At 69.4% G+C, this 26,979-nt stretch carries 23 protein-coding genes and 1 pseudogene; 7 read left to right on the forward strand and 17 right to left on the reverse strand.

Annotated elements, in window-relative coordinates:
- Nucleotides 1-867: 867 nt before the first annotated feature.
- The gene (locus tag BCD48_RS09700; RefSeq protein WP_071048018.1) at nt 868-1,098 is read left to right on the forward strand and encodes a hypothetical protein; all 231 of its coding nucleotides are present in this window, start codon (nt 868-870) and stop codon (nt 1,096-1,098) included.
- A gap of 387 nt (nt 1,099-1,485) precedes the next feature.
- Entirely contained in the window at nt 1,486-2,748 is a 1,263-nt protein-coding gene (locus tag BCD48_RS09705) for a tyrosine-type recombinase/integrase (protein ID WP_198543173.1), read from the forward strand.
- 217 nt (nt 2,749-2,965) lie between these two features.
- Here the strand turns inward: BCD48_RS09705 and BCD48_RS09710 are convergent, their stop codons facing one another.
- From BCD48_RS09710 to BCD48_RS09740, 7 genes are all read right to left on the reverse strand, one after another.
- Nucleotides 2,966-3,202 carry a hypothetical protein gene (locus tag BCD48_RS09710; protein WP_071048020.1) on the reverse strand — a complete coding sequence of 79 codons (237 nt, stop codon included), beginning with the start codon at nt 3,200-3,202 and terminating at the stop codon, nt 2,966-2,968.
- A 210-nt stretch (nt 3,203-3,412) separates the two neighbouring features.
- Nucleotides 3,413-4,465: an IS110 family RNA-guided transposase gene (locus BCD48_RS09715; RefSeq protein WP_116271469.1), complete on the reverse strand. Its 1,053-nt coding sequence runs from the start codon at nt 4,463-4,465 to the stop codon at nt 3,413-3,415.
- Nucleotides 4,466-4,663: 198 nt separating this feature from the next.
- Nucleotides 4,664-5,089, reverse strand: coding sequence for a DUF6262 family protein (locus BCD48_RS09720; RefSeq protein ID WP_071048021.1), 426 nt, complete (start codon nt 5,087-5,089; stop codon nt 4,664-4,666).
- A complete protein-coding gene (locus BCD48_RS09725; RefSeq protein ID WP_157910461.1) occupies nt 5,079-7,253 on the reverse strand; it encodes a tyrosine-type recombinase/integrase in 2,175 nt (724 codons plus the stop codon). Before BCD48_RS09725 ends, BCD48_RS09720 begins: the two co-directional genes overlap by 11 nt.
- A complete protein-coding gene (locus BCD48_RS09730) occupies nt 7,244-8,473 on the reverse strand; it encodes a tyrosine-type recombinase/integrase (protein WP_071048023.1) in 1,230 nt (409 codons plus the stop codon). The genes BCD48_RS09725 and BCD48_RS09730 overlap by 10 nt, the downstream gene beginning before the upstream one ends.
- A 66-nt stretch (nt 8,474-8,539) precedes the next feature.
- Nucleotides 8,540-8,809, reverse strand: coding sequence for a hypothetical protein (locus BCD48_RS09735; RefSeq protein ID WP_071048024.1), 270 nt, complete (start codon nt 8,807-8,809; stop codon nt 8,540-8,542).
- Between the two features lie 311 nt (nt 8,810-9,120).
- Nucleotides 9,121-10,212, reverse strand: a complete 1,092-nt coding sequence (locus BCD48_RS09740; RefSeq protein ID WP_157910462.1) for a transposase — start codon at nt 10,210-10,212, stop codon at nt 9,121-9,123.
- Nucleotides 10,213-10,577: 365 nt separating this feature from the next.
- Between BCD48_RS09740 and BCD48_RS54800 the strand changes: the two genes are divergently transcribed.
- Together BCD48_RS54800 and BCD48_RS09745 are read left to right on the forward strand one after the other, a co-directional pair.
- Nucleotides 10,578-10,712, forward strand: a complete 135-nt coding sequence (locus tag BCD48_RS54800; RefSeq protein WP_274536506.1) for a hypothetical protein — start codon at nt 10,578-10,580, stop codon at nt 10,710-10,712.
- On the forward strand, nt 10,709-13,102 hold the full coding sequence (locus BCD48_RS09745) for a tyrosine-type recombinase/integrase (RefSeq protein ID WP_071048026.1): 2,394 nt from the start codon (nt 10,709-10,711) through the stop codon (nt 13,100-13,102). Before BCD48_RS54800 ends, BCD48_RS09745 begins: the two co-directional genes overlap by 4 nt.
- Here the strand turns inward: BCD48_RS09745 and BCD48_RS09750 are convergent.
- The 4 genes from BCD48_RS09750 to BCD48_RS51145 form a co-directional block, all read right to left on the reverse strand.
- The gene (locus tag BCD48_RS09750) at nt 13,041-13,889 is read right to left on the reverse strand and encodes a TIGR02569 family protein (RefSeq protein ID WP_241841620.1); all 849 of its coding nucleotides are present in this window, start codon (nt 13,887-13,889) and stop codon (nt 13,041-13,043) included. The two genes, BCD48_RS09745 and BCD48_RS09750, sit on opposite strands and share 62 nt — an antisense overlap.
- 37 nt (nt 13,890-13,926) lie before the next feature.
- Nucleotides 13,927-16,326, reverse strand: coding sequence for a tyrosine-type recombinase/integrase (locus BCD48_RS52115; protein WP_198543175.1), 2,400 nt, complete (start codon nt 16,324-16,326; stop codon nt 13,927-13,929).
- Nucleotides 16,323-17,543, reverse strand: a complete 1,221-nt coding sequence (locus tag BCD48_RS09760) for a tyrosine-type recombinase/integrase (protein WP_198543176.1) — start codon at nt 17,541-17,543, stop codon at nt 16,323-16,325. The genes BCD48_RS52115 and BCD48_RS09760 overlap by 4 nt, the downstream gene beginning before the upstream one ends.
- Nucleotides 17,544-17,762: 219 nt before the next feature.
- Nucleotides 17,763-17,933 (reverse strand): hypothetical protein, encoded by a 171-nt coding sequence (locus BCD48_RS51145; RefSeq protein ID WP_157910463.1) that lies wholly within the window; start codon nt 17,931-17,933, stop codon nt 17,763-17,765.
- Nucleotides 17,934-18,085: 152 nt separating this feature from the next.
- Between BCD48_RS51145 and BCD48_RS55505 the strand changes: the two are divergent.
- A pseudogene (locus tag BCD48_RS55505) lies at nt 18,086-18,721 on the forward strand (transposase); the annotation flags it as partial.
- A gap of 167 nt (nt 18,722-18,888) precedes the next feature.
- Complete coding sequence (locus BCD48_RS52125) at nt 18,889-19,053, forward strand: hypothetical protein (RefSeq protein WP_198543182.1); 165 nt, start codon at nt 18,889-18,891, stop codon at nt 19,051-19,053.
- Between the two features lie 32 nt (nt 19,054-19,085).
- Here the strand turns inward: BCD48_RS52125 and BCD48_RS09770 are convergent, their stop codons facing one another.
- From BCD48_RS09770 to BCD48_RS09785, 4 genes are all read right to left on the reverse strand, one after another.
- Entirely contained in the window at nt 19,086-20,393 is a 1,308-nt protein-coding gene (locus BCD48_RS09770; protein WP_071048045.1) for an ABC transporter substrate-binding protein, read from the reverse strand.
- Between the two features lie 449 nt (nt 20,394-20,842).
- Complete coding sequence (locus BCD48_RS09775) at nt 20,843-21,250, reverse strand: hypothetical protein (protein WP_083418407.1); 408 nt, start codon at nt 21,248-21,250, stop codon at nt 20,843-20,845.
- Nucleotides 21,251-21,286: 36 nt separating this feature from the next.
- Nucleotides 21,287-22,042 (reverse strand): hypothetical protein, encoded by a 756-nt coding sequence (locus BCD48_RS09780; protein WP_198543177.1) that lies wholly within the window; start codon nt 22,040-22,042, stop codon nt 21,287-21,289.
- A gap of 149 nt (nt 22,043-22,191) precedes the next feature.
- Nucleotides 22,192-22,986, reverse strand: coding sequence for a CbbQ/NirQ/NorQ/GpvN family protein (locus BCD48_RS09785; RefSeq protein WP_071048030.1), 795 nt, complete (start codon nt 22,984-22,986; stop codon nt 22,192-22,194).
- Nucleotides 22,987-23,119: 133 nt separating this feature from the next.
- Between BCD48_RS09785 and BCD48_RS09790 the strand changes: the two genes are divergently transcribed.
- Nucleotides 23,120-24,214 (forward strand): IS630 family transposase, encoded by a 1,095-nt coding sequence (locus BCD48_RS09790; protein ID WP_071048031.1) that lies wholly within the window; start codon nt 23,120-23,122, stop codon nt 24,212-24,214.
- Nucleotides 24,215-24,234: 20 nt separating this feature from the next.
- On the opposite strand, the gene BCD48_RS09795 is transcribed toward BCD48_RS09790, so the two are convergent.
- Entirely contained in the window at nt 24,235-25,620 is a 1,386-nt protein-coding gene (locus tag BCD48_RS09795) for a nitric oxide reductase activation protein NorD (RefSeq protein WP_198543178.1), read from the reverse strand.
- Between the two features lie 454 nt (nt 25,621-26,074).
- Nucleotides 26,075-26,683 (reverse strand): TetR family transcriptional regulator, encoded by a 609-nt coding sequence (locus BCD48_RS09800; RefSeq protein WP_071048033.1) that lies wholly within the window; start codon nt 26,681-26,683, stop codon nt 26,075-26,077.
- Between the last annotated feature and the right edge of the window lie 296 nt (nt 26,684-26,979).

A 26,979-nucleotide genomic window follows, 5' to 3' on the forward strand; every position in this document is an offset into this window, starting at 1 on the left:
GCCCCGCCCACCAGCACCAACCCGCGCCCTGGAACCACCGGAAACCCTCAGCACGACCTACCGGTCGCTACCAAGCAAACTTGCCGCAGCCCTGGCTATACCCCAGCGGCATCGCCACGCGCGGGGATCTTCCCTTCCTGCACGGCGTGACCATGCCGCACGGTTCGTCGTCCCCGCCCGCGCGGGGATCTCTTCCGGCTTGATCCATCGCCGTCGCCGTCTTGGGGTCGTCCCCGCCCGCGCCGGGGATCTTCCCGTCTGGCTGGGCACCTCGATCGAGACCGACCGGTCGTCCCCGCACGCGCGGAGATCCGCCTTATGGCGTGTGGCGGTTGGTGGTCTGGATCGTCCGGCCCGTCGGCGTGGAGCCTTCTGTGCTCGGAGTGGGGCCGATTGTTCGGTGACTCCCGATGTCAGGCGCGTGTGCCGTTAGTGGTTGGATGTGCGAGTCAACATCGATGTGTGGGGCGTGATGGTCGATGCGGCTTTGGGTGTGGTGTGGGGGAAGTCGAGCGAAGGGGCGACGGCGCTATTCGATCTGTCCTCGCCACGGAACGCGTGGGTGGACCACGACGCGAGGGCGGGCTGGCCATCGGAATGGTCCGATGGCCTGCCCCCCGGTCGGAACGAGGGTTAGTAGTCCGTGCGCCTGACGGCGCACCCTGATCGGGTGAAAACTGTCTGTGGATCGTCCGGCTGACGTCGTGTCGACTTGGCGCGTTCCGGAGCCCGTGGGTTAGTAGGACGCTGGGGATCTGATCGACAGGCACCCGGAACTGTTGCCTCGAGCACGTGAATCAGACTCTTTGACCTGGTAGATCCCCGCCGGGCGGTCCGCTCCGGTCGGGACCAGGCGGGAGGTGCCACGTGGACGACGTGGTGCATGAGCGGTGCGCGGGCATCGACATCAGCAAGGGCGACGTGAAGGTCTGCGTTCGGCTGCCAGGGACGGGCCGGCGCAGGAAGAGCGAGGTCCGGACGTTCTCGACGATGACCCGGGATCTGCTGGTGATGCGGGACTGGCTGCTCGCCGAACGGGTCACGGTGGTCGGGATGGAGGCGACCCCGGTTATCTGTAGTTTTCAAGATCGAATCTAGGGTTTTTGCAGGTCATGGCTGTCACGGACGCGTACGCCATGGGAGGGACAAAAGCAGCACCGAGGAGCGACGAGCGCCAGACCCGCTGTCGGCTCGGCTGTCCCCATGACGGACGGTCGCCGGATAACCCGTACGCCACGGCCGAGGAGGCGGACAAATCGGCCCGTCGACCGCCGTCGCGGACGGCCCCGCGGCGACGCCTGATTACCGGCGCCTACTGGAAGCCAGTGTTCTACCTGCTCGAACACGACCTGGAGTGCTGGCTGCTCAACGCCCGACACATGAAGACGGTCCCCGGGCGCAAGACCGACCCGTTGACCGAACTAGCGGCACGTTCTGTAGTGGGATGCTCGCGCTGTGGTGGTTGGCCCGCTAGGTTCGCTGCTCGTGATCAACGAGGGCGAGGTGCCGCGGGACCTGGCGCGGCTGGTGGTGCCGTTGCTGGGTGGGTTGGAGTCGACTGGGGATCTGTTCGCGCCGTATCGGCTGGTTGACGGTGATGGCCGGCCGGTGGCGCCGGTCGCGGCGTTCTTCGCCGAGCTGGCGGCCTGCGGGCGGCCGGCGACGACGCAGCGGTCGTATGGGATGGATCTGCTGCGCTGGTTCCGGTTCCTGTGGGCGGTCGGAGTCGACTGGGACCAGGCGACCCGGGTCGAGGCGCGGGACTTCGTGCGGTGGCTGCAGGTGACGGTGAAACCGGCGCGGCCGCACTGGCGTGACCCGTCGGGCGACCCGCCGTCGCGGGACCGGGCTGCGGCTGGTCGGGTCAACGCGGTGACCGGCAAGCCGTCGCGGGGTGATCGGTATGAGGCGTCGACGGTGGCGCACTGCGAGAGCGTGCTGCGCGGCTTCTACGACTTCCATCTGGAGGCGGGGACGGGGCCGATGCTCAATCCGTTCCCGCTGGCGCGGCATGCCCGGCCTGGTCGGGCGCATGCGCATCACAACCCGATGGAGCCGTTCGACCGGGGCCGTCGTGGCCGGTATCGGCCGAAGGTGGTGACGCGGGCCCCGCGCAGCATCCCGGACGACCGGTTCGACGCGCTGTTCGCCCGGCTGGGGTCACATCGTGACCGGGCGCTGGTCGCGTTCTGGGTCTCGACCGGCGCGCGGGCCAGCGAACTGCTCGGTGCCACGGTCGGCGATGTCGACCCGGGCCAGCAGCTGATCACGGTGATGCGCAAGGGCACCCGCGTGCTGCAGCCGTTGCCGGCGGCCCCGAATGCGTTCGTGTGGCTGCGCCTCTATCAGGCGCAGTTGTTCGGGCTGGTGCCGGCGGGCCGGGACGAGCCGTTGTGGCGGACGTTGCGCCGCCCGTTGCGGCCGCTCGGCTATGACGCGACGCGGGCGATGTTCACCCGGGCCAACGCCGGGCTGGACGCGAACTGGACGCTGCATGATCTTCGCCATACGGCGGCATACCGGATGGCACGCGATCCCGGGATGCCGTTGACCGATATCCAGTGGGTGCTCGGCCACGCACATCTGTCGACCACGCAGCGCTACTTGAACCAACCCTCGGGAATTGCGCCAGGCGGGCGAGAACCCGCAGGTGGGCAGGTCAGCCGGCGTGCGGAATGGTGCGGGACGGCCGGCCGGGGACGCCGCCTGACCAGGGTGTTCTCTCGCGATCTTCTTTCTGATGCGTGATCCACCCGTCAGACCTAAATTCGCCAGTAGGGCCACTGGAGATCGTCTGGGGCTTCTCGGTTTGATCGAGGCCGGGTTGGGGACCGTTTCTCGGTTTTGGGGCAGGGTGAGGGTCCGGATGCGCTCCGGGACAGCGGGTCCGGGTCCTGTCGGGGCCGCGATGGTGACCGTGGGCGGGGTGGTGCGCCGGAGACACGGGGTGGTGGCGTGCTGACTGTCAGGTGGCTGGGATAGGGGTCGCGGCGCGTAGTGCGGCGAGGGTCCTGGTGAGCAGGTCACCGCGGCCGGGCGGCAGCCGCAGGAGGAGCTGTCCGGCGTGGCGGACGAGCCGGCCGGGGACCAGGAGCAGGTCGTGGCGGAAGCGGGCGGCGTGCGCGCGGCCGGCGTGCTGGTCGTAGCCGGAGATGGCCTGGAGCAGCGCGGAGATCCAGCCGGCGAGGACCGCTGCCCACATCCAGACCTGGTTGATCGTCGGGTCGGCGGACGGGAGGTGGCGCAGCCCGGCTCCGAGCTTGTGTTCCTGGTCCGAAATTGGGTCGCAACGTGGGCAGGCTCGCGCCCACCCGCGGTGACCACGCTGGGACGGGCTGCTGAGGGGGCCGACCCTGCTGGGATGGGTGTTGTACGGCGCCGGCCGCGCTGGGACGGGCGCGGCCGGCGCCGATCAGGTGGCGGCGGGGGTGAGGGTGACGATGAAGCCCTGGGCTTCGAGGGCGTGGACGTGGGTGCGCCGGACGCGGTTGGGGTCGATCCGGCGGTCGAAGTAGTCGGGGCCGAGGTCGTGGAAGTGGGCGTCGGGGTCGGCGAGCAGGTGCCAGACGATGGTCAGGATGGAGCGGCCGACGGCGACGATGGCTTTCTTCTTGCCGCGGCGGGTGAGGCGGCGGTAGCGGGCGCCGAGGAAGGTGTTGGTCCTGCCGGCGGTGACGGCGGCTTCGCCGAGGGTGCGGGCGAGGTAGCGGTTGCCCTTGCCGGTGGAGTTGCGGCCTTTGCGTCGGCCGGCGGACTCGGACGTGATGGGGGTGAACTTCGCCCAGGAGGCGAGGTGGCCGGCGGTCGGGAAGCGGGTCGCGTCAGCGCCGATCTCGGCGATCAGGACGTGGGCGCTGTCGGGTCCGATGCCGGGGATCTCGTCGAGCCGGGCGACCAGGTCCGCATACGGCGCGACCGCCGCCTCGATCTTTTTCTCGAGGTCGGTGATGTCGGCGGTGGTGGCGTCGATGCGGGCGAGCATCCGGCGCAGCAGGTAGGCGTGGTGGTCGGTGAACTCGCCGACGAACGCCTCCTCAAGGTCGGGGATCTTGCGGCGCATCCGGGTGCGGGCGAACTGGGCGAGCCGCTTCGGGTCGCGCTCGCCGGCGACCAGGGCGGCGAGCATGGACCGACCGGAGGCCCCGAACATGTCGGAGGCGACCGTGCCCAGCTTGATCTGGGCATCCTCGAGCAGTTTCTCGACGCGGTTCATCTCCGCGGTGCGCACGTTGACGAGGTCGGTGCGATAGCGGGTCAGGTCACGCAGCCGGCGCAGGTCGGCCGGCGGGACGAAGCTGGGCCGGATCATCTGCCGTTCGGCGACCTTGCACAGCCAGACAGCGTCGATCGAGTCCGTTTTGGGCCTTCCGGGCAGGTGTCTGACGTCGCGGGCGTTGACCAGCCATGTCTCGAAGCCGGCGGCTTCCAGGACGTAGAACGGCGAGCGCCAGTAGTCCCCGGTTATCTGTAGTTTTCAAGATCGAAGCTAGCGTTTTGGCAGGTCAGGGCCGTCACGGACGCGCCCGCGACGGGGCGGGTCGGCTCGGCCGGATCAGTGTGTGCGGACCCGGGGTTTGGCGCCGAGGCAGGGGCAGCGCCGCGTGGGGTTGTCCGGCGCCGCGCTGGGGGCGGTCGTCACGTGACGACTGTGTCCGGGTGGCGCTCACGGGTCGTTGGGGCTGGTGTTGGTGCCGGCCGTGGCGTTGGGGCCGAGGCGGCGGCGGAGTAGCAGGTTCTCCCCGTGGGCTGCGGCGAGCGCCTCGTTCAGCGCGGTGATCTCGGCGCGGTGGCGGGCCTTGAGTTCGCTGAGCTGCGCGGTCAGTGTCCGCACGATGTTGCTCGGCTGGTCCGGTTCCGCCGGTCGGGATGGCTGGGCGGTCTGCGCCTCGCGCAACTGCTCGATCCGGCTGCGCAGGCCGGTGTGTCGATAGAGGAAGTCCAGGGAGACCCCGGATCTGGCGGCCAGGCCGCGGAAGGTGACCGGCTCGCCGGCGGCGCGCATCTCCTCGAGCGTCTTTTCGGCTCTGGTCACGGCGGTGGCGGTGCGCGTCGCGGTGGCCCTGCGCAGGTTGTCGAGGTTACCGGCCATCGGGCTGGCCCCGTCCCAGGTCGCCGGTCGCGCGGCGGGCCGCGGCGTCGGTGCGGGCGACGACCCCGGCGCCGCGGACCGGCTGCCCCTGCGCGGCGGTGTCGGCGTCGAGGGCGGCGATGACCGCTCCGAGGGCGGCCGCCTCGCGGTGACGGCCGGCGAGCCAGACGTTGTCGGTGCCCATCGGGGCGCCGGTGCGGGCGGTGAACGCTGCCTGGCGGGTGTCGATGAGGGTCAGGGTGCGGCGGTGCTGGGCGCGCAGTTCGGGCAGGAACGTCGCGTCGGTGGTGAACTTGTCGCACGTCAGGCAGGCGTTCCCCCGGTCGCAGGACTGCCGTGGTGGCAGCAGGCAGTAGCCGTTCGGCAGGATCCGGTCGGTGCGGCTGTCGAGATGCAGCAGGTCGTAGAGATCGGCCGCCGGCATGGCGAGCTCGCGGGCGTCGGCTGTGCGCTTGCGGTAGCGCAGGAACTCCGCCTCGTGGGTCTCGGTGAGGGTCTTCGCGTAGTGCATCGTCATTGTCGGTGACAGATGTCCGAGGTAGCGCTGCACGACGTGGATTGGCACCCCGGCGTTGAGCAGGCTGGTCGCCTTCGTGTGCCTGAAGCGGTGCGTGCGCTGGAAGTCGACCAGACGGCCGACGTCGTCGCGGATATCGAGCCGGCGGGCCATCTCGGTGAGCATCCGGTGCAGGGTGCTCGACACGTAGGGCCGGTTGCCGTGGCGGTTCATCTTCTCGCCCAGGAACAGGTAACGCGGCGTCGCTCCCGGCGCGCCGTGGCGAGCGATCCATCCGGACGCCCATTCCTGTTGCGCGCGGATGATCGTCACGATCTCGCGGTCGACCAGGACCGTGTCCGGCGCACCGTCGATCTTGGTCTGTTGGTAGCGGAGCCGGGCGGCGAACGCGTCTGGCTCCTCGTCGGACGGCACCTGCGTGGCGAGCGCGCAGAGCGGGTCGTGGTCGAGCAGGAGCAGTTCGCTGATCCGCCGGCCGAGCCGGGTCTGCAGCATCATGATCCGCATGGCCTGCTCGTCGCCGAACCCGCCGTTGGCCACCGGATCGCCGAGCATCCCGATGCTGGCCATGATCTGCGTGAACGCGGCCTCGGGGATGACGTTTTGCTCGGTGTCGCGGTGTGTCACGGGACGGGGGATCTCGCCGCGCCGGTAGAACGCCGCATGCTGCGGTCCGAGGCGCAGCCAGCCTGGGTCGCCCAGTGTCGCCGCGGCCTCGTGTTTGTGGTCGTGCATGAAGGCGTAGAGCTGCTCGACGGAGATCAGCAGGATCTTCATGTGGTTCGCGGACAGCGGCTGTCCCTCGGTCGGCCCGCGGCTGGCCCGTGAGGCACGGACGTGGCCGAGGTAGTCGAGCATGAGGGCCCGCACCCCCTCCGGCGTGTCGGCCAGGTGCATGGGACGCCCGCCGCGGCTCGCGAGGAACGCGTCGAACATGGTCATGGCGAACACCCGCTGGCCGACGGTCGACCATCGCAGCGCCCCGGTCTCGAGACTGATCTTGCAGTACCACTGCAGGCCGAGGCGCAGCCGGGGCGCGCTGACGCGCTGGAAGTAGATCGCCTCACGGCCCTGGGGCTCGTGCGCGCGCAGCGGGATGCGGGGATCCTCGACCGGGTTCCAGGACTCCCGCTGCCACCAGGGTCTGGTGTCGTAGGCGAGGGCGAGCAGCCGCAGGAACCGCACCAAGGTCTCCCGCACGGTCTGCGTCGAGCGCGCGGTCGGCAGCCTGCCCTTGCGCCGGTGGACCGCCAACGAGAACTGCTGGCACCAGTCCCGCGCCGGCAGGTCCATCAGCGAGACGGGGCCGCGAGCGCCGAGGTCGGCGACGGCCTCGGCGAGGCGGCGGGTCAGCATCGCTACCCCCGGTAGCGCGATCTTCCCGCCCAGCTCGATCACCCGCAGACAGCACCAGGTCAGCTCGCGGCCCATCGGCTCGGGCAGTCTCTCGACGAGGATCGCGTTGCTCGGGGCGGCCGCGGTGAACGCGTCGCGGTAGCGCTCGGGCGCCGTCGCCGCCGACAGCCGGCCCAGCCGCAGGTCATCAGGAACCGTCGCCCACAGCTGGTCCAGGATCACGGGGTCATAACCGCACCCCGCGGCGGCCAGGTTGTCCATGACTTCCTCGACCGTGATGTTCACGAGCACGGTCCGATCTGCCCGCCGCCGGCCACGGCCTGGGGGCGCCAGCCCGCGGTGAACGCCCGCCAACTCGCCGCTGCTCTCGCATCGGCATCCTCGGTCACGTGGGCGTAGATCTCCAGCGTGGTCTGCACGTCGGCGTGGCCGAGCCGGCGGGACACGACATGCACCGGCACCCCTGCCAGCAGCAGGGCGGTGGCATGCGAGTGGCGCAGCCAGTGGGGCGCCCAGCCCGTCGGGACCTTCCCGGCGAGGTCGCGACGCAGCCGGCGGACCAGGTCATAGACCGTCTCCGGTCGCCACGGCGCGAACCGCGTCCCGCCCGCGAGGTTCACGAACACCGGCGCCGTGTCCAGATCGGCCACTGCCTGGTCGACGCCGGCGTCGCACAGCTGCCAGAGGTACTCGCCATAGAGCCGGTCGAGCGCGTCCGACACATAGATCCGCCGGTAGCGGCCGCCCTTGACCCGGACCCGGTGCGGATGCTCCCGCGGGACGACCTCGAGGAACGGGGTGTCGCCGCGGCCGGTGTGCCAGTCCCGGTGCTGCAGACCCAGCGCCTCACCCAGGCGCAGGCCGCTCTCCGCCAGCAGCGACCACAGCAGCCGGTCACGCGCCTGCCCCCGCCACCTGCCCGTGGCCGCGTCGAACGTCGCGCACGTATCGCAGATCAGCTCGATCTGCGACGGCGTGAGCACCGGTGGTGCCTGCCGCGACGGGGTGCGGACCCGCACGACCGCCCGCTCCCGGCCACGCCTGCGGGCGACGTGCTCGAGCATCGGCCGGTAGGCCGCCCGCCCGCCGTGCACCAGCCGAACGAGGTCGCCGCCCAGCGGCACGCCGTTGAGCTCGTGGTAGCGGTAGCAGGACGTCATAGCCCGCAGCCGGTTCGCGACCGTCGACTCGGCGACCCGCGCGGCCCGCGGCTCGATCGACACCACATCCGGCCCGTCCCCGCAGCGCAGCCACGTCAGAAACCCGCCTACCCCCGCCAGCGTCACCGCGTCCCAGGCCAAGCCGAACACCGCCAGATAGCTCCACCACAGCGCGAGCGCCCGCGCATACGAGCGCACCGTGTTCGGCGAGGAGCCCTGCGCCCGCAGGTACTCCAGGAACTCCTCCGCCGGCCCGACCACCCGGTAGTCCGGCCCGAGCACCGTCCAGCTCGTCGCGCCGTCCGGCAGCACGAGCCGCTGCGTCCGACACGGCTCCCCAACGTCTGTCACGTCTCGTAACGTAGCGACTACAGATTCGCCGTCCGTGACCGACACGCCGGACCGATTCCCGACCTGTCAACCTCCGTCACGGACGGCCTCACGGCGACGCCTGATTACGGACGTCGCCTCCATGATCACTCTGGTGACGCCGAGGGTGCGCAGGTGGTCGGCCATCCCGACCAGCGAGCGGGTCATGGTCGGGTAGGTGGCGACCTCCTGGAGCCGTCGGCCCGGCCGGTCGTCGTCGGGGACCCGTACACAGCAGGTCAACTCCGCCTTGCCGATGTCCAGCGCGGCGATCCGTTGGATGATCTCTTCGGTTTCCTGGGTCTCCTTCAGCACCACGGGGTGCCTCCCGTCTCCGGTGGGTCCGGACAGGTGGCTGCCCGCAGGAGCCGCGGGGCAGGATCGAATCTGGTCCTCGTGCTCGTGGCACACGGAAGGGCCCACAGGTGCGGCTCCCAGCGCCCGACTTGATCACGGCCTGAAGCGACCACGGAACCTCGACGTCGGCGGGCAGCCGCCAGAATCGTCAACCTGCACCGGGCCCCCATCAGGAACGCTGGAACGCCGGCGCACACCGAGCCCACAGCTGCCTCCAGCCCGAGACCCGAAGCGATCACCACAACCCCGGCAGCGGGCTGCCGCCAGAAATTTCAGCCCGGAACGGGCTTCCCCAAGGGAACGGGGGACTTGATCCGTGTTTCGATGTCGGCGCGGCCGCGGAACCACCACTCGACGGCGACGATGCCGCCTGGCTCGTCCGCGGGCAGCGAGGTGACGAGGAAGCTGACCGCCCAGCTGTGGTCGATCATGCCGTCGAGCAGGAGCTGGCGCTGGCCGGGCACGAGCGTGCGTCCCCGCCGCGAGCGCGGGTCGGCGGAGACCTCGCCGGCGGCGACCTTCACCCGGCGCACGATCGTGTAGGTCCCGGGCGGGGCGCCCTCGGGGGCGTGGTCGCCGGCGGCGACCTGCGCGCCGCGCATGTCACGGGCCTCGACCCACCGGTCCTCGGGGATCTGGGCGTAGGCCCGCCACAGCGCGGCGCTGCGCGGCGCGGAGATCGCGAAGTCGCCGCCCGCGGCGACGACGGCCCGCATGAACGCGGTCGAGTAGAACCCGCTGTCCGCACGGACGACCGGTGGGGCGCACACCGCGTCGGGCAGCACCGAAAGCGCCCGGCGCAGCAGGGCGATGACGTGCGGACGCGGGTCCTGGTTACCGGCGAGCAGATCGGCGGCCAGGGTCAGCCCGGTGCGCGCCCAGCTGACCAGCAGCGGCCGGCCCGCTCGCCTGCCGTCATGGGTAAAGGCGACTCCGCGCTTCTTGCGGCCGTAGACCTCCACGTCGGAGGAGTCGCAGTCCAGCACCGGGCGTCCGGTGACCAGCTCGGCGCGCCGCTGCGCAGGCAGCAGGCGCATCATCCGCCTGGCGATCACAGCCAGCCCGCGTTCGATCCCGGCGAGCTGCGGCGGTCCGAACCGCCCGGCGAGCCGGGCCGCGGTCCGCGACGGAGCGCACGGCACCGGCGCCAGCCACGCCCCCGCCCGGTCCGCCCGGGACCGGTCCAGCCCGACCAGCGCCGACTCGCCCTGCAGCTGGCTGCTCGCCATCCCGACGAGCAACTCGGCGCCAGTCAGCCCCCGGTCGCGCTGCTTGATCGGGCCGATCCCGTCGTCGAGCGCGCCGACAACACCGAGCCGATCGACGAGCTCGGTCACCGCGACCAGCCCCGCGGCCCCCGTCACCGTCGGGTCGACAGGACCGATCCGGACCAGCGGACGGCGCCCGAGCCGGGGCACTGGACCGCCCGCGGAGGGCTTCCCTGATGATCTGCTGCCGCGTAGAGTCGTCACCCGTCAGGTGCCTTTCGCCTGGGACATCGGTCTGGTGTGAGAACCCCGATTCTCCCTGCGCGGCAGGCACCTGTTCTCTTATAACGATCTACAAGACCCCAACATCAACGCCCTACTGGCGGATGTAGGTCAGACGGCCGCGATAGCTGGTGGGCACTTTTCAAAGCGCATCGAGGAAAAGGGCGGGTCATCCTGGGCGAAATCGGGCGCCTCGGGAGGGCATTCGGACGGTTCCAATAACCGACTGTGCCATTACGGTGCCCGAGGATGTGATCGCCGGTGTGCTGGCCTTCCACGCTCGCCAGCGTGACCGTGCGCCGGCGGCGCGGCCAGCGGCCGGATACCGGGCGGAGAGCCTGCGGGTCCTGTTCGGCGAGGACGGCCAGTCGTGACCACCGGCACCGGACAGCCGGCCGCGCCGCCGCGCGCGGCGGCGCCGGCGCCGGGCCGGGCGGCGGCCAAGGCGACCGGGGCGCGGCTGCTGGCCGCGTTCCCGCCCCGGCCGGTCGTGTCACAGTGGCCGGCGACGCAGGCCGGCCGCACCGAGGTACTGGCCCGGGTGCTCGCGGCGCCGTTCGCTCTGGACAGTCCCGCCAGCCAGCAGACCCGCCGGCTGGGGGTGCTGGCGGTGCTGAGCTGGCTGCAGATCCAGGCCGGGGACAGCTGGCAGCAACGCTGGCAGGCCAGCGGCGCTGAGGACCTGCTCGACTGGCGGAACGCGGTCACCGCCGGCCCGCGGGGGCAGCTGCCGCACCTCGGTCCCGGGCTGCTGGTCCTGGTCTGCGCCGATGTGATCCGGCCCGGTCTCGGCTTTCTGCTGCGGTTCGCCCCGGCCCGGCGCGGGCTCGCCGCCGAGATGGCCCGCACCCGTGACCCCGTCACGTTCGCCGCGTTCGACCAGCTGTGCGCGCAGGGCCAGGTGGGGCTGCAGACCGGGCAGCAGGCACTGGGCCGCATCGCGGTCATCATGGCCGCCAAGGGCGGGCCGGCGGACGCGGTGCGCGTCGGTGACTGCGTCGAGCTCCTGCAGGCCGCCGCGGACCTGCGTGTCTCCTCGGGTTCCGAGGCGCACGCGCACAGCCCGCTGTTCTACCAGCTGCTGCGCCGCCATGGGGTGCTGGGCGAGGACGCGCCCGCGGCGATCGAGATGTTCTCCGGACGTGGGCAGCCCAGCTGCGAGCAGCTGATCGACCGTTACCGGATCGCGTGCCGTCCGGTGCGTGACGTGCTGGTGGACTACCTGCGCGAACGCCAGCCGTCGGTGGACTTCTCCTCCCTGCAGCGCTTCGCCTACCTGCTCGGCAAGCTGTTCTGGGCCGATCTGGAAGCCCACCACCCGGGCCTCGACTCGCTGAAACTGCCCCGCGACGTCGCGGCCGCGTGGAAGCAACGGGTGATGACCCGCACCCGTGCCACGACCACCCCCGACGGCGAGCAGGCCGAGGTCGTCTCGACGCGGCTGGACGGGCGCAGCGTGCTGTCCGCGGTGCGTGCCTTCTACCTCGACCTCGCCGAGTGGGCCGACGACGACCCGGCCCGCTGGGGCCCGTGGGCGGTGCGCTGCCCGGTGGCCGCCAGCGACGTCTCGCACAAGAAGGACCGGTCCCAGCGCAAGGCCCGCATGGACCAACGCACCCGCGAACGGCTGCCGGTCCTGCCCGCGCTGGCCGCCTGGGTCGAGACCGAACGCGCCCGCACCGCCGCACTGCTCGCCGCCGCCGAGGCCACCCCGCCCGGCGAACTGTTCACCGCCGCCGGCTCCGAGACGCTGCGCCGGACGGTGATGAGCACCCTGACCACCGGCCGCCTCTGGGCCGAACCGTCCGGCGGCGGCCGACGCCGGGACCTCACCTTCGAAGAACACCGCGGCTTCTGGACCTGGGCGACGGTCGAAGTGCTCCGCCACAGCGGCATACGGATCGAGGAGCTCACCGAGCTGTCGCACCACAGCCTGATCCAGTACCGGCTGCCCGAGGGCGGGCAGCTGATCCCCCTGCTGCAGATCGCCCCCTCCAAGACCGACACCGAACGGCTGCTGGTCATCTCACCCGAGCTGGCCGACGTCCTGTCGACCATCGTCGCCCGCATCCGCGGCGGCGGATCACGAGTGCCGCTGGTGGTCTCCTACGACAAGAACGAGCGCGTCTACAACGCGCCGATGCCGCTGCTGTTCCAATGGCGCCGACGCCTGGAGAACCGGCCCGTCACCGAGACCTCGCTGCGCGGCTACCTCGATGACGCGCTCACCGCGCTCGGCATCAAAGACGCCTCCGGCCAGCAGCTGCGCTACACCTTCCACGACTTCCGCAGGCTGTTCATCACCGACGCGATCCTGCACGGCATGCCGCCACACATCGCCCAGCTCGTCGCCGGCCACCGCGACATCAACACCACCATGGGCTACAAGGCCGTCTACCCCGAAGAAGTGATCAACGGACATCGGGCGTTCCTTGCCCGTCGCCGCGCGCTACGGCCCAGCGAGGAATACCGCACCCCCACCGACGAGGAATGGAACCAGTTCACCGGCCACTTCGAGCACCGCAAGGTCTCCGTCGGCGACTGCGGCCGCTCCTACGACACGCCCTGCATCCACGAGCACAGCTGCTTAACCGAAATGATCTTGCTGTCCTCGTGGGCCGCCTTCCCTGGGAGGACCGCTCACGGAGAGTACGCACATCAGATTGCCGTCGCTCGGGCTTCGGGCGTGTCGCGGGAGCGGCTCATGGATCGTGGCGGTTGCCCGAGTTCGGATCGTGGTTGGCGTAGGTCACGGCGAGGTTGACCGCGGGTCGGTAGGCCTCGACTTGGTCCGGTGTCCACCCGGTGGGTCCGAAGGCCGCCTCGTGGGTGGCGATCCGGTAGATCAGGGCTCGGACGAGCATCTGACCCCAGGCTGGCAGGTGCGCCCATCGGGCAGCGAGGTCGGGTGAGGCTCCGTACCAGCACAACGCGTCGGCGACCGCGACGGCCGAGGCCCAGGACGCGGGGCGCCAGTACGCGGGCCAGTCGATGATCGCCGGTGGCAGCCCGGCGGCGAACAGTACGTTGCCCGGCAGATCGCCGTGCACCACCTGCGGGGTGAGGTCGACCGGACGGCGGCTGCGTGCCAGTGGTGCCAGCAGGTCCAGGGCCGCCGGGCAGCCACGGACCGGGAGTTCTTCCCACGCGACCCTGTCCCCATAAGCCCACGGGTCGTCGCGGAGGTCCAGGAACGCCGGCCGGGGCAGGTCCGCGATTGCCGCGTGGAAGGCCGCCCCGGCGCGGAGCACGTCGTCTTGCCGGCTGACGTCTGGCTCGCCCGCAACGAGTTGGCACGCCTCCCAGCCGTGGGCCACCCATGCCCCGTCCAGCGTCTGGACGGGGCGGGCAACGCGGAACTCGGTGGCGTCCGGCAGGCCGGTGAGCACCTCGGCTCGCCAGAGCGTTTCCGCCAGGAGCTCCACCGGTTTGAGGACGAGCTGGCCAGCTCGCCAGGTCCCACCTTGGCCGCCGGGCAGTACGACCGGGTCGTCCGCGACGCCGAATGCCGCCAGCACGGCATCTGACGGGCTCGCGACCGGAGAGTTCACATCCAAGATCATAATCTGATGGGTGGCGCCTCTGGGGTCAGGCCCTTGTCTGCTCCGCTCGTCCGGCGGCCGAACGCAGGTCGGGCATGCCCAGGTGGACGGCGGCAACGCGGGCAGTCTCGCGCATGGTCGCGAGTTTCTGCTCTGCGGCTGCCAGGGTGGTCTGGATCGCGGCGACCTCGCCGAGCCATCCCTGTTCTTTGGCCTCTTGGAGCCGGTCGAGGAGATTGGTGCGGATCCCTTCCAGTCGCGGCATCTGATCGGGGTCGACCCGGAGCAGCGGGCACCTGACACACGCGTTTTCGTGCGCGCAGGGGGTTCCGTGGTCACGGCCGCAGGTCCCGAGGGCGACTTTCCGTAGTTCGAAATGGGCGAGGAACTCGTCCCATTCCTGGGTGGTGATGTCGCGGTATTCCTCGCTGGGCCGCTCGGCGCGGCGGCGGGCGATGAAAGCCCGGTGGTGGGATATCACGTCCTCGGGGTAGATCGCGGCGTAGCCCATTGTCGTGTCCACGGTGGAGTGACCGCAGACCTTGGCGGCGATGTGCGGAGGCAGTCCGGAGCGGATGGCGTCGGTGACGAAGATCCTGCGGAAGTCGTGGGGCCGCCATTCCAACGGCTGGTCTCCTGCGGTGATCTGGGCGGCCTGTGAGGTTGCGACGAGGCACTCTCGGATGTAGCTGCGGGTGAGAGGACGGTCTTCGGTGCCGTACCGCCGCTGGAACAGGAACGGCATCGGCGGGCTCCAGGTCTGCTCGAACACGTCGTAGGCGCAGACCAGCGGCAGGGCCGCTTTCCCGCCACGGACCCGGAAGATGATCGTAGTCAGGACGTCGGCGAGCTCGGGCGAAACCAGAAGCAGCCGCTCGGCGTCGGTCTTGGACGGGGCGACCTGCAGCATCGGCACGACCTCGCCGGTGGTGGGCAGCGTGTAGGCGACGAAACTGTGGTGGGTGAGCTCGAGCATCTCCTCGATGCGGATCCCGGTGTGCCGCAAGACTTCCACCGTCGCCCACGACCAGAACGCCGCCGACTCCTCGTGGGTGAGGTCCCGCCGCCTGCTCGTGGCCAGGTCCACGGCATAGACCCGGCCGGACTCACCCTGGCGGCAACGTCGGAACTGCTGACCGCCCCCGTTGAACCGCCCCTCGGCGGCGGTCGCCTTGGCGGTGTTCACACGCTGCTCGGCGTCCTTGTGCTGCTGTTCGACGGCCCGTAGCAGCGCCGGCAGCAGGGGCAGTTGGGTCCTGGTGCGCTGATCCATCCGCGACTTGACCCGTGACTTGAATTTCTTCTGCGTCACCTCGGCCGCTTTGATCGGGCACGGCGCGACCCACGTCGCCCACCGGGAGGGATCGTCGGCGGCCCATCGGGCGATGTCCTCGTAGAAGGCCCGGACGAATACCAGCTCGCTGCGGTAGTTCACGCGGGGGCGTACCGGCCGGCCGTCGGCGTCCCGGATGTGGGCCAGCCGTTCTTTCCATGCCTGCGCGACCTCGGGGGCCAGCCGTAGCGAGTCGATGCCGGGATGGTGGGTCTCCAGGTCGCGCCAGAACAGTCTGCAAAGGTTGCGGGCGATGGAACGCAGCGAGGTGTGGTCGAGGTCGGGTGCCCGCTCGGTGAGGTACTCGACCAACAGGTCGCGGACGGGCCGGCACTCGATGCCGTAGCCGTCGACGATCTGTTCGATGCTGCGACGGCCGTCGAGCCGCAGCACTCGCAACCGCTCCGGTGCCGCGGCCGGAAGCACGCCGGTCTTTTTCAGCAACGCGTAGAACAGCGGCCTTCCCGCGCTGCCCCGGAAATGGTGCTCCTGCAGAGCTCTGGTCAGCTCGACACAGTCGCCGAGAGTGATGTCGCTGACGAGGCCGCCCTTGCGGACCAGGATCCAGGTGACTTTGTTCAGGGCGTCCGACCTCGCCCAGCCGGCGGCGTGGTCGGCGCGGAGGCCGAGGCGCTGGAAGCCGTCGGGGTCGATAGCCGCCCGAGCCTCGGCGAGCATCAGCGCCTGGCGTTGCCGCAGCAGCCACGGGTAGCTGGGACGGACGACCTGCCCGGCGACCAGGAGCGCCACCCCGCAGCACAGTTCGTCACGATGATGGCGTCGAGCCGGGGCGCACCCCTTCAGCGGCAGGTCAGCCCAGCTGGAACCGGCGGTGTCCGCCCCGCTGGCCAGCCACCGCTCCTGCCAACTGTCCCCGGGCTGGCCCTCGAGCCAGTCCAGGACCCTGTTCAGGCCACGCCGCCGGGTCTTGTCGCGGGTGCGGCCCGCGCTCGGTTCGGTGAACAGACCAAGCAGCCGCTCGACCAGGGCCTCCCGGCTCTGGCGGGTCTGCCACCAGCTCTGCTCGCAGGGCCGCAGGTCCAGTTCAGCCGGCCGTCCCACCTCGACGGTGCTGGTCTTCGCGACCGTGGCGGCAGGCGCCGCGACGGTCATCGGGTTCCCCCGCCGGAGGCCGTCGTGCCGAACAACGTAGCGAGCACCTCGGGCCGGTAGCCAGGCGCTGGCGGCGCCGGTGGCCGCTCCCGCTGAGCGCGCTGCCGCTCGTGATGGGCCAGGACATGAGCGATGACCTCGTCAGGGGTCGGCGCGATGTAGATCTCAGTGGTGGAGATGTGGGCGTGCCCGAGGACCCATTGGACGTCGGCCAAGGTCAGGTTCGGGTCGCGGACCATCCGCTTGGCGGCGCTGTGCCGCAGGTCGTGCAACGTCCAGTTCGCGCCGAGAACACGGTTGGCTCGGGTGAACAGCATCCGGGCCGCGTCGTAGGCCAGCGGCCGGAACGGGCGGCGCAGCGTCCACCACAACGGCTCGTCCGACCCCCAGGGGACCAGGTCCCGCATCTGTTGCTGGTAGAGCCGCAGCCACACGAACGCGTCCGACGACGCTGGGAGCCGCTGCAGTGCCCGGCTGCCCTTGCGGACCACACCGATCACCTGGTCCTCCGGGGTCACCTGCCCCTGACAGACGCCGAGCAGCTCCGAGGCGCGGGCGCCGGTGGAGACGTAGAACGCGACCAGAGCCCGGTCCCGGTTGCACGACAGGGCCGCGAACAGGTCGTTGAACGCCTGGTCGGGAATGCTTCGCGGGGCCGGTTTGGGCTCCTTGGGCTGGTAGACGGCCCGCCGCGACGGCCGCCGGAACGGCTCCATCGGATTGCGGTGGGCGCCCAGCCGTCCGTCCTCCATGCCCCCGGCCTGCGGGAACGGGTTGACCAGCGGCCGGCCGTGCATCTCCCGGTGGTACTCGTAGAACGACCGGATCACCGCACGCGCGTGCCGCCTGGTCCGCGCAGCGTAGTTCTCCCCGGGCGTCGCCTTCCCAGTCACCGGATTCACCCAGCCCGGGACAGGCGCATCACCGCGACGCTGCCGCGGCGGCTTCTTGACGGTCTTCAGCCACAGGGCGAAGTCCCGCGCCTCGGCGCGACCGGCACGATGCCACGGCACCTCCACCGCCTGCAAGAACCGGAACCACATCAACAACTCGTAGGCATAGGACCGCAGCGACGCCGGGCTGGCGTCGTCAGCGAGCATGTGATGCAGGAATTCGGCGACCGCCGGCACCTCGACACCCTCGCCGTCCACAACACGGAACGGCAGCAGCGGATCAGCGGTCTCCTCAACCCGGCCGACCCTCGCAATCTGCAGCAATGCAACATTTCGAACCGTCGTGCTGCGTTCCGACACCCGCGCCTCCGCAAGCCGCCATAGTCGACGACACGCGATGACAGCAGATCCGCGCCATCACAGGGAGTAATCTCAAACCGACCCAGGGCCCAGACCAGCCGCAGAGGCACTGTCCGTCGACCTCGGCAGGAGTCCAGGAAGCCGCCCAGTTGGTTCGGTCAACGGGACCTACGCTGCCCGCTCCTACGGCCAGACCCGGCCGCCCGCGACCGTCTTCTCCACATCCGCGACAACCTCGTCGCCCGCATCGCCGAAGCCGAAACCCACCACTGGCTCGGCGAAGCCGAAGGACTCAAGGTCAGCCTCGCCGGCGCCCAGGCCAAGCTTGCCCAGATAAACCAGATCATCAACCACCGCCGACAGACCGTGCAGCTGGGCATCCCCACCTTCGCCGAGGCCGCCGGCCGCGCCAGCACAAGCCCACCACCCGCAAACCAGGTCAATCCATGACCCGTCATATCGCTCAAAACGACTATTCCCCAGACATTTTCTAGTTCGGAGAAGACGTGCTGGACTCCGAGTGGATCTGCCGACTCATCGAGCATGGCCTGGCCCGTCCCTCGTTCGTACCCCCGGAGCCGATCCGTCAGTTGCGTGACCTGACCCGCTATCGCACCGAGATCGTCCGGGAGCGGACCCGGGAGGCGCAGCGGCTCGAGAAGCTCCTCGAGGACGCCGGGGTCAAGCTGTCCCTGATCGTCTCCGACCTGCTCGGGGTCTCCGCCCGCGCGATGCTCGAGGCGCTGATCGCCGGCGAACGCGACGGCCAGGTGTTGGCCGAGCTCGCGCTGGGCTCCATGCGCCGCAAGCGGCCGATCCTCGCCGACGCGCTGACCGGCCACTTCGGTGAGCATCACGCGTTCCTTGCCCGCACGATGCTCGACCGCATCGACGCCTGCCGCACCACCGAGGCACGCCTCGACGCCCAGATCGACGAACAGGTCCGGCCCTTTCGCCGTCAACTCGAACTGATCGAGACCGTGCCCGGCGCGAGCCGGCGCACCGCGCAGGTCATCCTCGCCGAGATCGGCGCCGACCCGGCACGGTTCCCCTCGCCGGCCGCGCTGGCGTCCTGGGCAGGGATGTGCCCGGGCAACAACCAGTCCGGAGCCACCGCCCGCAACGGGCCGACCCGCCACGGCGACCCCTGGCTCAAGGCCGCCCTCGGCCAGGTCGCCGTTTCCGCCGGCCGCACGAAGGCACGAAGGGGACCTACCTCGCGGCCCGGTACCGGCGGATCGCCGCCCGCCGCGGCAAGAAACGGGCACTGGTCGCTGTCGGCCACTCCGTTCTCACCTCCGTCTGGCACATGCTCACCACGGACCTGCCCTACCAGGACCTCGGCCCCGACCACTTCGTCAATCGCCTCGACGACCGGGGCAAGGCCCGCTCCGCCCGCCGACTCGTTGACCAGCTCACCCAACTCGGCTACCACGTCACCCTCCAGCCCGCCCCCGTACCGACACCTGGGTGACGAAACAGGGGACGACTCACTGGGTTTTCGAATCAGTCGGCGATCGGGGTATTTCCGAGAACCGCGTACGCGGCAGGCCGGCCGTCGTCGTCGAGAGTGGTGGTCAGGCCGCCGAGAACGCAGACGGCGGGCTGGCCGGGGATGGCCTTGCCATTGCAGCGGAACTTCAGGCCGCCGGCGCCGGGAAGCTCGGTCTCCTTCATTGCCTTGATCGTCGTGGTGAGGGACGCCGGGGTGATGTCGCCCGAGATGCCCTGTGCCGCAGCTTGGAAGCCAGACATAATCATGAACATGAGCATGCTGTCCTGGAAGCTGAGGTCGATGTCCTCGCCGTAGGTCTCGGCGACCGTGGTGTAGAGGCGCATCGACGGGCTGTCGGGACCGACCGGCGCGATTGCGCTGATGACCGTGCCGTTCAGCGTGCTGCCGGAGACGGATTTCCGGGTGGAGTCGGTGATGCACTGGGAGATGGCGCTGATCGTGCCGGTGAAGCCGACGGCCTTGAGGCCGTTTATCGCGCTGATGCAGAACGTGTCGTTGCCGATGATGAACACCTGGTCGGAGCCGTTCGATCCGACCCGCTGCATCTGCGGGGTCATGTCGGCGGTGCCGGGCGCGACCCGGACGAGTTCGTAGCCGATGCCGGCCTTCTCGAACAGCGGCGGCGCGACCTCCTGGGCGGAGTGCAGAGCGGCGGGGACGTCGATGACGATGGCCGTGACCTTCTTGTTGCCTTTGTCCTTGGCCACCTGGATGGGCAGGTCGATGATCGGGAAGGTCGGGTTGGCCAGGCTGAAGGTCGTTGGGCTGGCGAGTAGCTCGGGGTCGGCCGATCCGGAGAGCATCACGGGGATCTTGGCTTCGTTCAGCGGCTCCCAGGCCGCCTCGACGACGCCGGAGGTGCCGATCAGGACGGCGGACACACCCTTCGTCACCATCTCATTGCCACAATCGGAAGCCTTGGACAGGTCACCGAGCGTCTCACAGATGGTGATTTCGATCGGGTGACCGCCGAGGCCGCCCTTGTGCTCGTTCAGGTACTTCGCGGTGGCCTCGGCGACCCTGTTGTCGTTCGTGTGGTCGGCCGTCGGGCTGGCACCATCCGTGATGACCCCGAGCGTGACCGGCGCGCCGGTCGCCCTTTCGACTGGGCCCAGCACCTCGGCGGTGCTCGCGGTGCCGGTCGTCGGCGCGGGTTCGTCCCGGTCACCGGATCCGCCACCGCAGGCCGAGACCAGGGCCACGCTCGCGGCAAGGACAGCGGCGCCAACCAGTCGTAATCCGGTCGGGCGGGTGCCTGGCCGCGCGGATGGGCCGGACCGAGACGGCCGGGCGTCCATCTGCCGGCCGACGGGCTTCGAGTGGTGCAACATATCTCCTCGCTCTCGTCGCCTGACGTTTCTGTGACTGAGAGGTACGCCGCGTACAGTGGGCCGGAAATTCTGGCGCGTCGTACGGACCGGCTTTAATCCGTGTGCGCTAAATGTGGAAGATCGCTCTGGAGGGCAATGGAGTGAAGCTTCGCCTTCGCGCCCTCGTCGGGCCTGCGCTCGATCGGTCTGGCGCATGAAGTGTCATTGACACCCGGCGCGGGCTTCGGAATCCTCGCCCTTGATCAAACCACGTCGAGAATGCCGCGGCTGACGGCTGTGTTCCGGCCGGTTGGCCGGCGTGCCCGCCTGCGAGCGGGCGGGCACGCCGGCGGCTGCCACGACGGTGTCCTCGCGATCCGGCCCTGCCGGCCGCCAGCGGCGGGCTAGACGGCCTCGCGGCCGGGAGGATGCCGCGGCTACTTGCCCGCGGTCGAGTTCTGCGCGTCCAGCTCCTGCTGGATCCGGACGAGCTCGCGGAATCCGATCTTGTCATAGCCAGGGCGCGGCTGTACACCCCACTGGTCGCCCGAGGTCTCCGGGTTGCCCTTGACCGGCTCTCCGCCGAACGGCGGGCTGTTGATGGGGTACGAGTCCTCGCAGGTCTGCTCCGGGTCGGAGTACTGCACCTTGGTGAGACCGTCGCAGATCTCCTGGATCGATAGTGTCGGCCAGCCAAGCCAGATCAGGGTGAACGGCGTAACCAGCGCCCCCTCGATCACGAGCCCGATCAGGAGCACCCAGCACACGCGCCGAATGACGGTGTGCATGCGGGAATGTTCCGCCGACGTGCCGAGGGGGAGGTCCTTAGCCTCAGTCTTGCTCACGGATTGCTCCTTCGGCCGGCCACGGCCGGCCCATACTCAGTCGGAGAAGATCTCGCGATTGACGGTATGTAGATAAGGGATGGCCAGGAATGGCGTGATATAGAAGATGTCGAACAGCCACCAGCCGATCACCGGGAGCAGAACGCCCGAGAACCGGAGGTCGGCGTACATCGTCATGTTGAACACGTAGCCGACCCAGATGACCACGCCGAACCAGCAGGTGATGATCATCCACTGGTGGCCCCAGCGCTTCATCTGCAGCAGGCCGATGCACGCCGCCATCCGCATGGGGAAGACGGTCAGCACGCAGGCGATCTCCCAGGCCTTCTCTCCTGGCGCGCTGGCTCCGCCCAGCCCGAGTTCGTTGTAGTGCCAGAAGTAACCGGCGTCGAAGATGCTGCCCCAGCCCATCATGAACGTCCGGTAGATCAGCGCATGGTTGGCCATCAGGTCCAACGCCCAGCCGAAGCTGTTGATCGCGGCGTCGAGGAAGACCATGTAGCCGATCAACGTGACGATCATCGGACGAACGGTGAGACCGGCGCGCGAGGCCTTGCGCAGCAGCGCCAGGCCTCGGAAGAACAGTGGCAGGCCGATGATGCCCGGCAGCGTCATCCCCATCAGCACGGTGCCCGCGATGAGCCATTTGTCGGCTTGGCGTTGGGCCTTCCGGCTCTCCTCGAGATGGTCCTCGTAGGAGACCGAGCTGTCGGGGCCGGCTTCGATCGCCGCGCCGTTCGCCGCGCCGGCCAGCGCCGGCGTCGGCGGGCGCTTCATCAAAGGAAGTCTCACGGTCTCCTACCAGTTCCTCTGCGAGTACATGTAGAGCTGGACGCCGATGATCGCGGCCAGGTATCCGTAGATGGCGATCTGGAAGACCATCAGGGCTCGTCGCCGCTGTCGGTCGCGTACGTCCATGGCGAATGCCTCCAGGTATGTGGTCAGGCCGGGACGCCGGCCGGTAGCAGGCAGGCTGCCGCGACCTCCCGCAGGCCTTCGGTGACGGCCCCGTCGGTGCTCAGCGGCGCGAGAATGCTCGCCTCGGCGGCGGCCTTCTCGTCCGTTCCGGCGGCGATGAGCTGCGCCGCGGTCACGAGCGTTCGGGTCGAGGGCGGCTCGAAATGAAACACGGACTCGGCCGTACGGATGGTGGTCGCGCAGCGGACCAGCCGACTCGCGACTTCTGCGGTGACACCCGACTCGGCCACGACGACCTCAGCCTCGCGATCGGGTGGCAGATAGCTCATCGGGAGCGTGACGAAACGCTGTCGGAAGGACGGCTTTAGATCCTTCAGGGAACTGCGGTAGGCCGGGTTGTAGGAGCACACCAGCATGAAGGTGTCGGGTGCCTCCACCACCTCGCCGGACCGGTCAAGATACAGAGTGCGCCGGTGGTCCGTGAGCGAGTGGAGGACCGCCAGCGAGTCGTGGCGGGCCTCGACCACCTCGTCGAGGTAGCAGATCGCGCCGTCCTTGACCGCCCTGGTGAGTGGGCCGTCGGTCCAGACGACATCGCCGCCCAGGACGACGAACCGGCCGACCAGGTCGGCACTGGTGAGGTCGTCGTGGCAGCTGATGGTGACGACGGGACGGTCCAGCCGGGCGCCCATGTGCTCGACGAGCCGGGTCTTGCCGCAACCTGTCGGCCCCGTGAGCATCACCGGCAGGCGCCTGCTGAATGCGTGCTCGAAAAGCGTCACCTCACTACCAATGGCCTGGTAGTCGTGGGCGGCCATCTGACCTCCGAAAAGATGTGAAAATAGGCGACCGGCGGCCGCGGAAAAATGTGGAATGAATGGCCGGGCGTGAGTCTAGTGTCATGTGATTCTGTGTCCTTTACATCCTCCGGCCTTCGACTGGAGTGATCTTGTGGAGTTGGGTGCTGAACAGCGGGCCGAACTGGTGGCACTGGTCAACAGTCGGGACGTTGTGGCGAACGTGGCGACGCGGGTGCGGATCGTGCTGCGGCACGCCGACGGGCTGGCGAAGCGGCGGATCGTGGAGTTGGCGGGGGTGTCGCGGCCGACGGTGGATCTGTGGCTTCGCCGCTACGAGACCGACGGGGTAGCCGGCCTGGTCGACCGGCCGCGGGGAGCCGGGTGTGAGCAGGTGCCCGCCTCGGTGCGGGCGCGGATCGTGGCGCTGACCCGGGCCACGCCGCCGGCGGAAACCGGGCTTTCGCACTGGTCGAGCCGCGAGTTGGCCACGTACGTCAGCCGGACCGGCGGTGTCCGCGTGTCCTGGCACTACGTCGCGAAGGTCTGGCGCGCCGAAGGGCTGCGCCCGCACCGACAAGGCACGTTCGAGCTGTCCCGCGACCCGGAGTTCGCCACCAAGGTCGCCGACATCGTCGGGCTCTACCTCGACCCGCCCGGCGGGGCGGTCGTGCTCTGCGTGGACGAGAAGACCCAGGTCCAAGCCCTCGACCGCACCCAGCCGCTGCTGCCGATCAGCTTCGGGCGCACTGAGAAACGCACCCACGACTACGTCCGTCACGGCACGACGAACCTGTTCGCCGCCCTGGACGCCGCCACCGGCCAGGTCTACGGGGAGTGCCGCCCAGTCCGTGACGGCGCCGCGTTCCTTGCCTTCCTGACCAAGGCGGTCGCCCCGCACGCCGGCCGCGAGATCCACATCGTCCTGGACAACCTCTCGACCCACACCACCCCGGACGTGAACGCCTGGCTCGAGGCCAACCCGCACGTCCACTTCCACTTCACCCCGGTCGGCTCGTCCTGGATCAACCAGATCGAGATCTGGTTCGGGATCATCACCCGGCAGGCGATCCGCCGCGGCACCTTCCCGTCCGTCCACGCCCTGACCCGCCAGATCCGCGACTACATCACCCACTGGAACACCGACGCCGAACCGTTCACCTGGACCGCCACCGCCGACGAGATCCTTGCCAAGGTCCGTCTCACCCAGACCAGCATCCGGAAACTCGTCGCCAACAACCGACGGTAAGCAAACAGAATCACGAGACACTAGGCGGCGACCAGTTCGCGGTGAACGTGCGCCAGTGCCCGGGGGAGTTCTTCCACCCGGAGAATCCGCCGCGAACGGCGGGGTCCGAATACCTCTGGCAGCGGGTCCACCCGCGTGCGCCCGACGCCGAGGTAGTACACCGAGACCCCCGCCTCCTCGGCTTCCTCGACCGCGTGGGCGACGTCGGCCCACGCGTACCGGCCCTCGTATCCCTCATCGGACATCAGGCCGTCGCCGATCACGATCAGCAGGCGCCGTTCGGAGGGCTGCGCGAGCAGCCGGTTCGTCAGGTGTCTTAGTGGGGCTCCGAGCCTCGTGTAGCCGCCGGCGACCAGGCCGAGGCCACTGGGCGCGACGAACCGGCGGTCGGTGAAGTCCTTGAGACAGCGGACCTCGACCCGGTGACGAGTGCTGCCCGAGAACACGAAGACGCCGTGGCGTTCGCAGGCCTGCACCATCGCCGCGGACAGCGCATCGGCGCAGGCGAGTTCCAGCCGGAACACCAGCCCGTGTTGGGCACCCATAGACGAACTGCCGTCGAGGAGCAGCGCGGTGCTGACGTCCCGCTGACCGGGCCGTAGGTCCCGAAACACTCGCCCCGCGGAGGCGTCGCCCGCGGCTGTGGCGACGTGATGGGAGACATAGGCATCGATGTCGAGGTCCGAGCCGTCTTCCAACCGGTTCCTAAGGGCGCGGTGGGTGTGTTCCTCAAACCAGCGCCGTACGTCCGCGGGGGCGTGAATCGCCTGCGCGGGTCGGGCCGGGTGCCGGCGCTCGAGAACGGCGACGTGATCGGGTAGAAACTGCTGTGTCCAGAAATTCCACTCTGGATAGGGAACGCCAACCCGAGCGTCCGGACGGACCTCGACGTCCTCCTCCTCCGGCCTGCTCGGCGGTGGGATGTTGGGATTCTTGAGGCCTCCCTCCCCTCCCACCGGAATGGCGTAGAACCGGTAGGAGTCCTTGCGCCTGGTACTCCACGGCACCCTGCCGTACCGGCGCCGAGCGGAGACGGCCAGACCGTTGGGCACCACGGCGTCCATCGAGAGTTGACCGAGTAGCGGATGTGGGGTCAACTCATGGTGGGACCTGGCCAGGTTCACCGCGCACCTGAGAATGGTCGGGCCGTCGAGCCCACCGTGGAGGACCTCGAGATCGGGAAGAACGCGTCGCAGTTCGGGCATCAGCCCCGGCCAGTGGGCGCTGACCCAGCCCATCGCGACCCCACCCTCCACGAGGGCCAATGCCCTGAGCTCTCGCGGCGCGAGCTTGTGAAGTAGGTAGCCGGCGATACGGTCCTTGGACGGAGAACACTGCAGCGCGACGCCGCAGGTCAGCGTCCGGACCGTCCAGCCGCGCGAGGGAGCCGGATGAGGGACGTTCACGACAGAGCGGCCTGAACCCAGCCCGAAGGTCCGGCGTTCACCGGAGACAAGCCGCGCCCCCTGGCGACGCCCTTCGGAGAATGCGACGGCAGCCAGCGAACATCTTTGCTCCACCCATAACGCCGAGCCGCTGGCGGGCTCGGTCATTGCCGGCTACCCACAGGCCAGAACTGGTGGGCCATCGGCCTGCCAACGGATCGCGGCCGCGAGTGAATTTCCGTCGGTAACGATCGGTCAGGCAGGCGGTGGCCGTCGTACGGAATGTCCATCAGAAGGTTCCGATGCGGCTCATGATGTAGTGCCAGAAAAACAGAAGGCCGGCGACGAGGGCCCACGCCGCGCCGAAGCGCAGTAGGTCCACGAGCATGACGACACCTCCCGGGTAATCGATCCGGGCAAATATTGGACAGTGGAAATGCGGAGATCTGTAGCTTTCGACCTCGCGGAAGAGGCCTCAGCGCGCCTCGAGGCCGCGGAGCACAGTGGCCACGAAATTCTGCAGAATGGTGGTGCGGTCAGACTGGGAGCCGGTGACCGCGATCAGCAGCCCGTACAGCCCGACCAGGAAGAAGAAAGCACTGTGTCTGACGTCCGCCTCGGGGTATATCTCGCCCCGGTCCCGCGCCTGCTCGATCGCCTGGATGACGAGGATGATGACGGGGTACTCGGTCCAGTCGGCGGACGTGGGGCGGGCGGGGGAGAAATGGTAGGCGAGCACATCCCGGAATAGCGCCTTGTCGAGTCGTTGTTCGATCGCGGTGACCAAACGGACCACCTCGTCGAACACGGCTGGCAGGTCCCGAGGCGACGCGAGGAACCGGGACAGCTGTTTCGCCATCCGCTCCTGCTCGCTGTGGTCCAGCTCGGCGAGAACATGCTCCTTCGTCGGGAAATGAAAGTAGAAGGTGCCCCGCGCCACCCCCGCCGCCGTGGCGATGGCGCCAATGTCCGCTTCGGCCATACCAGAACGCTTGTACTCGGCAATGGCTGCGTCGAACACCCGCTGGCGCGTCTCGAGCCGCTGCGCCTCGCGAGCGTGTGGCTTGGTCCGCTCCTCCAGCATGAGATCTTTCTACCGCGCTCGCTGGCGAGTGTCAATGAAAAGTGTCAGCCAAACTGAGACGGGGGCGGTCCGGCTGGCCGCCGTGCCCGCGGGACGGCCAGGACGTCCACGCAGGTCAGCGCCCGCGCCGTCCGTCTTGTCCCGCTGACGGTATCCCTTCAGACCTTCGCTGTGCGCACAGCCTCCCGCCCTGCGCCGCCGTGACCCGACCCGCGGCATCTGGTGGGTCCCTGCTCCGACGCATCGTCCGCCTGGGCGAATCGGACGAGATCCGTGGGCCGGCCTGCCGGACGGTT

The organism is Pseudofrankia coriaricola (assembly GCF_001854805.1).
Lineage (GTDB): Bacteria > Actinomycetota > Actinomycetes > Frankiales > Frankiaceae > Pseudofrankia.

Bases quoted from the DNA above. Each gene is read 5' to 3' on its own strand.
- BCD48_RS09710 (WP_071048020.1), bottom strand. From the start codon at position 3,202: ATGTGGGCAGCGGTCCTCGCCGGCTGGATCTCCGCGCTGCTCCAGGCC.
- BCD48_RS09720 (WP_071048021.1), bottom strand. From the start codon at position 5,089: ATGGCCGGTAACCTCGACAACCTGCGCAGGGCCACCGCGACGCGCACC.
- BCD48_RS52115 (WP_198543175.1), bottom strand. From the start codon at position 16,326: ATGACCGTCGCGGCGCCTGCCGCCACGGTCGCGAAGACCAGCACCGTC.
- BCD48_RS52125 (WP_198543182.1), top strand. From the start codon at position 18,889: ATGCTCACCACGGACCTGCCCTACCAGGACCTCGGCCCCGACCACTTC.
- BCD48_RS09770 (WP_071048045.1), bottom strand. From the start codon at position 20,393: ATGGACGCCCGGCCGTCTCGGTCCGGCCCATCCGCGCGGCCAGGCACC.
- BCD48_RS09785 (WP_071048030.1), bottom strand. From the start codon at position 22,986: ATGGCCGCCCACGACTACCAGGCCATTGGTAGTGAGGTGACGCTTTTC.
- BCD48_RS09800 (WP_071048033.1), bottom strand. From the start codon at position 26,683: ATGCTGGAGGAGCGGACCAAGCCACACGCTCGCGAGGCGCAGCGGCTC.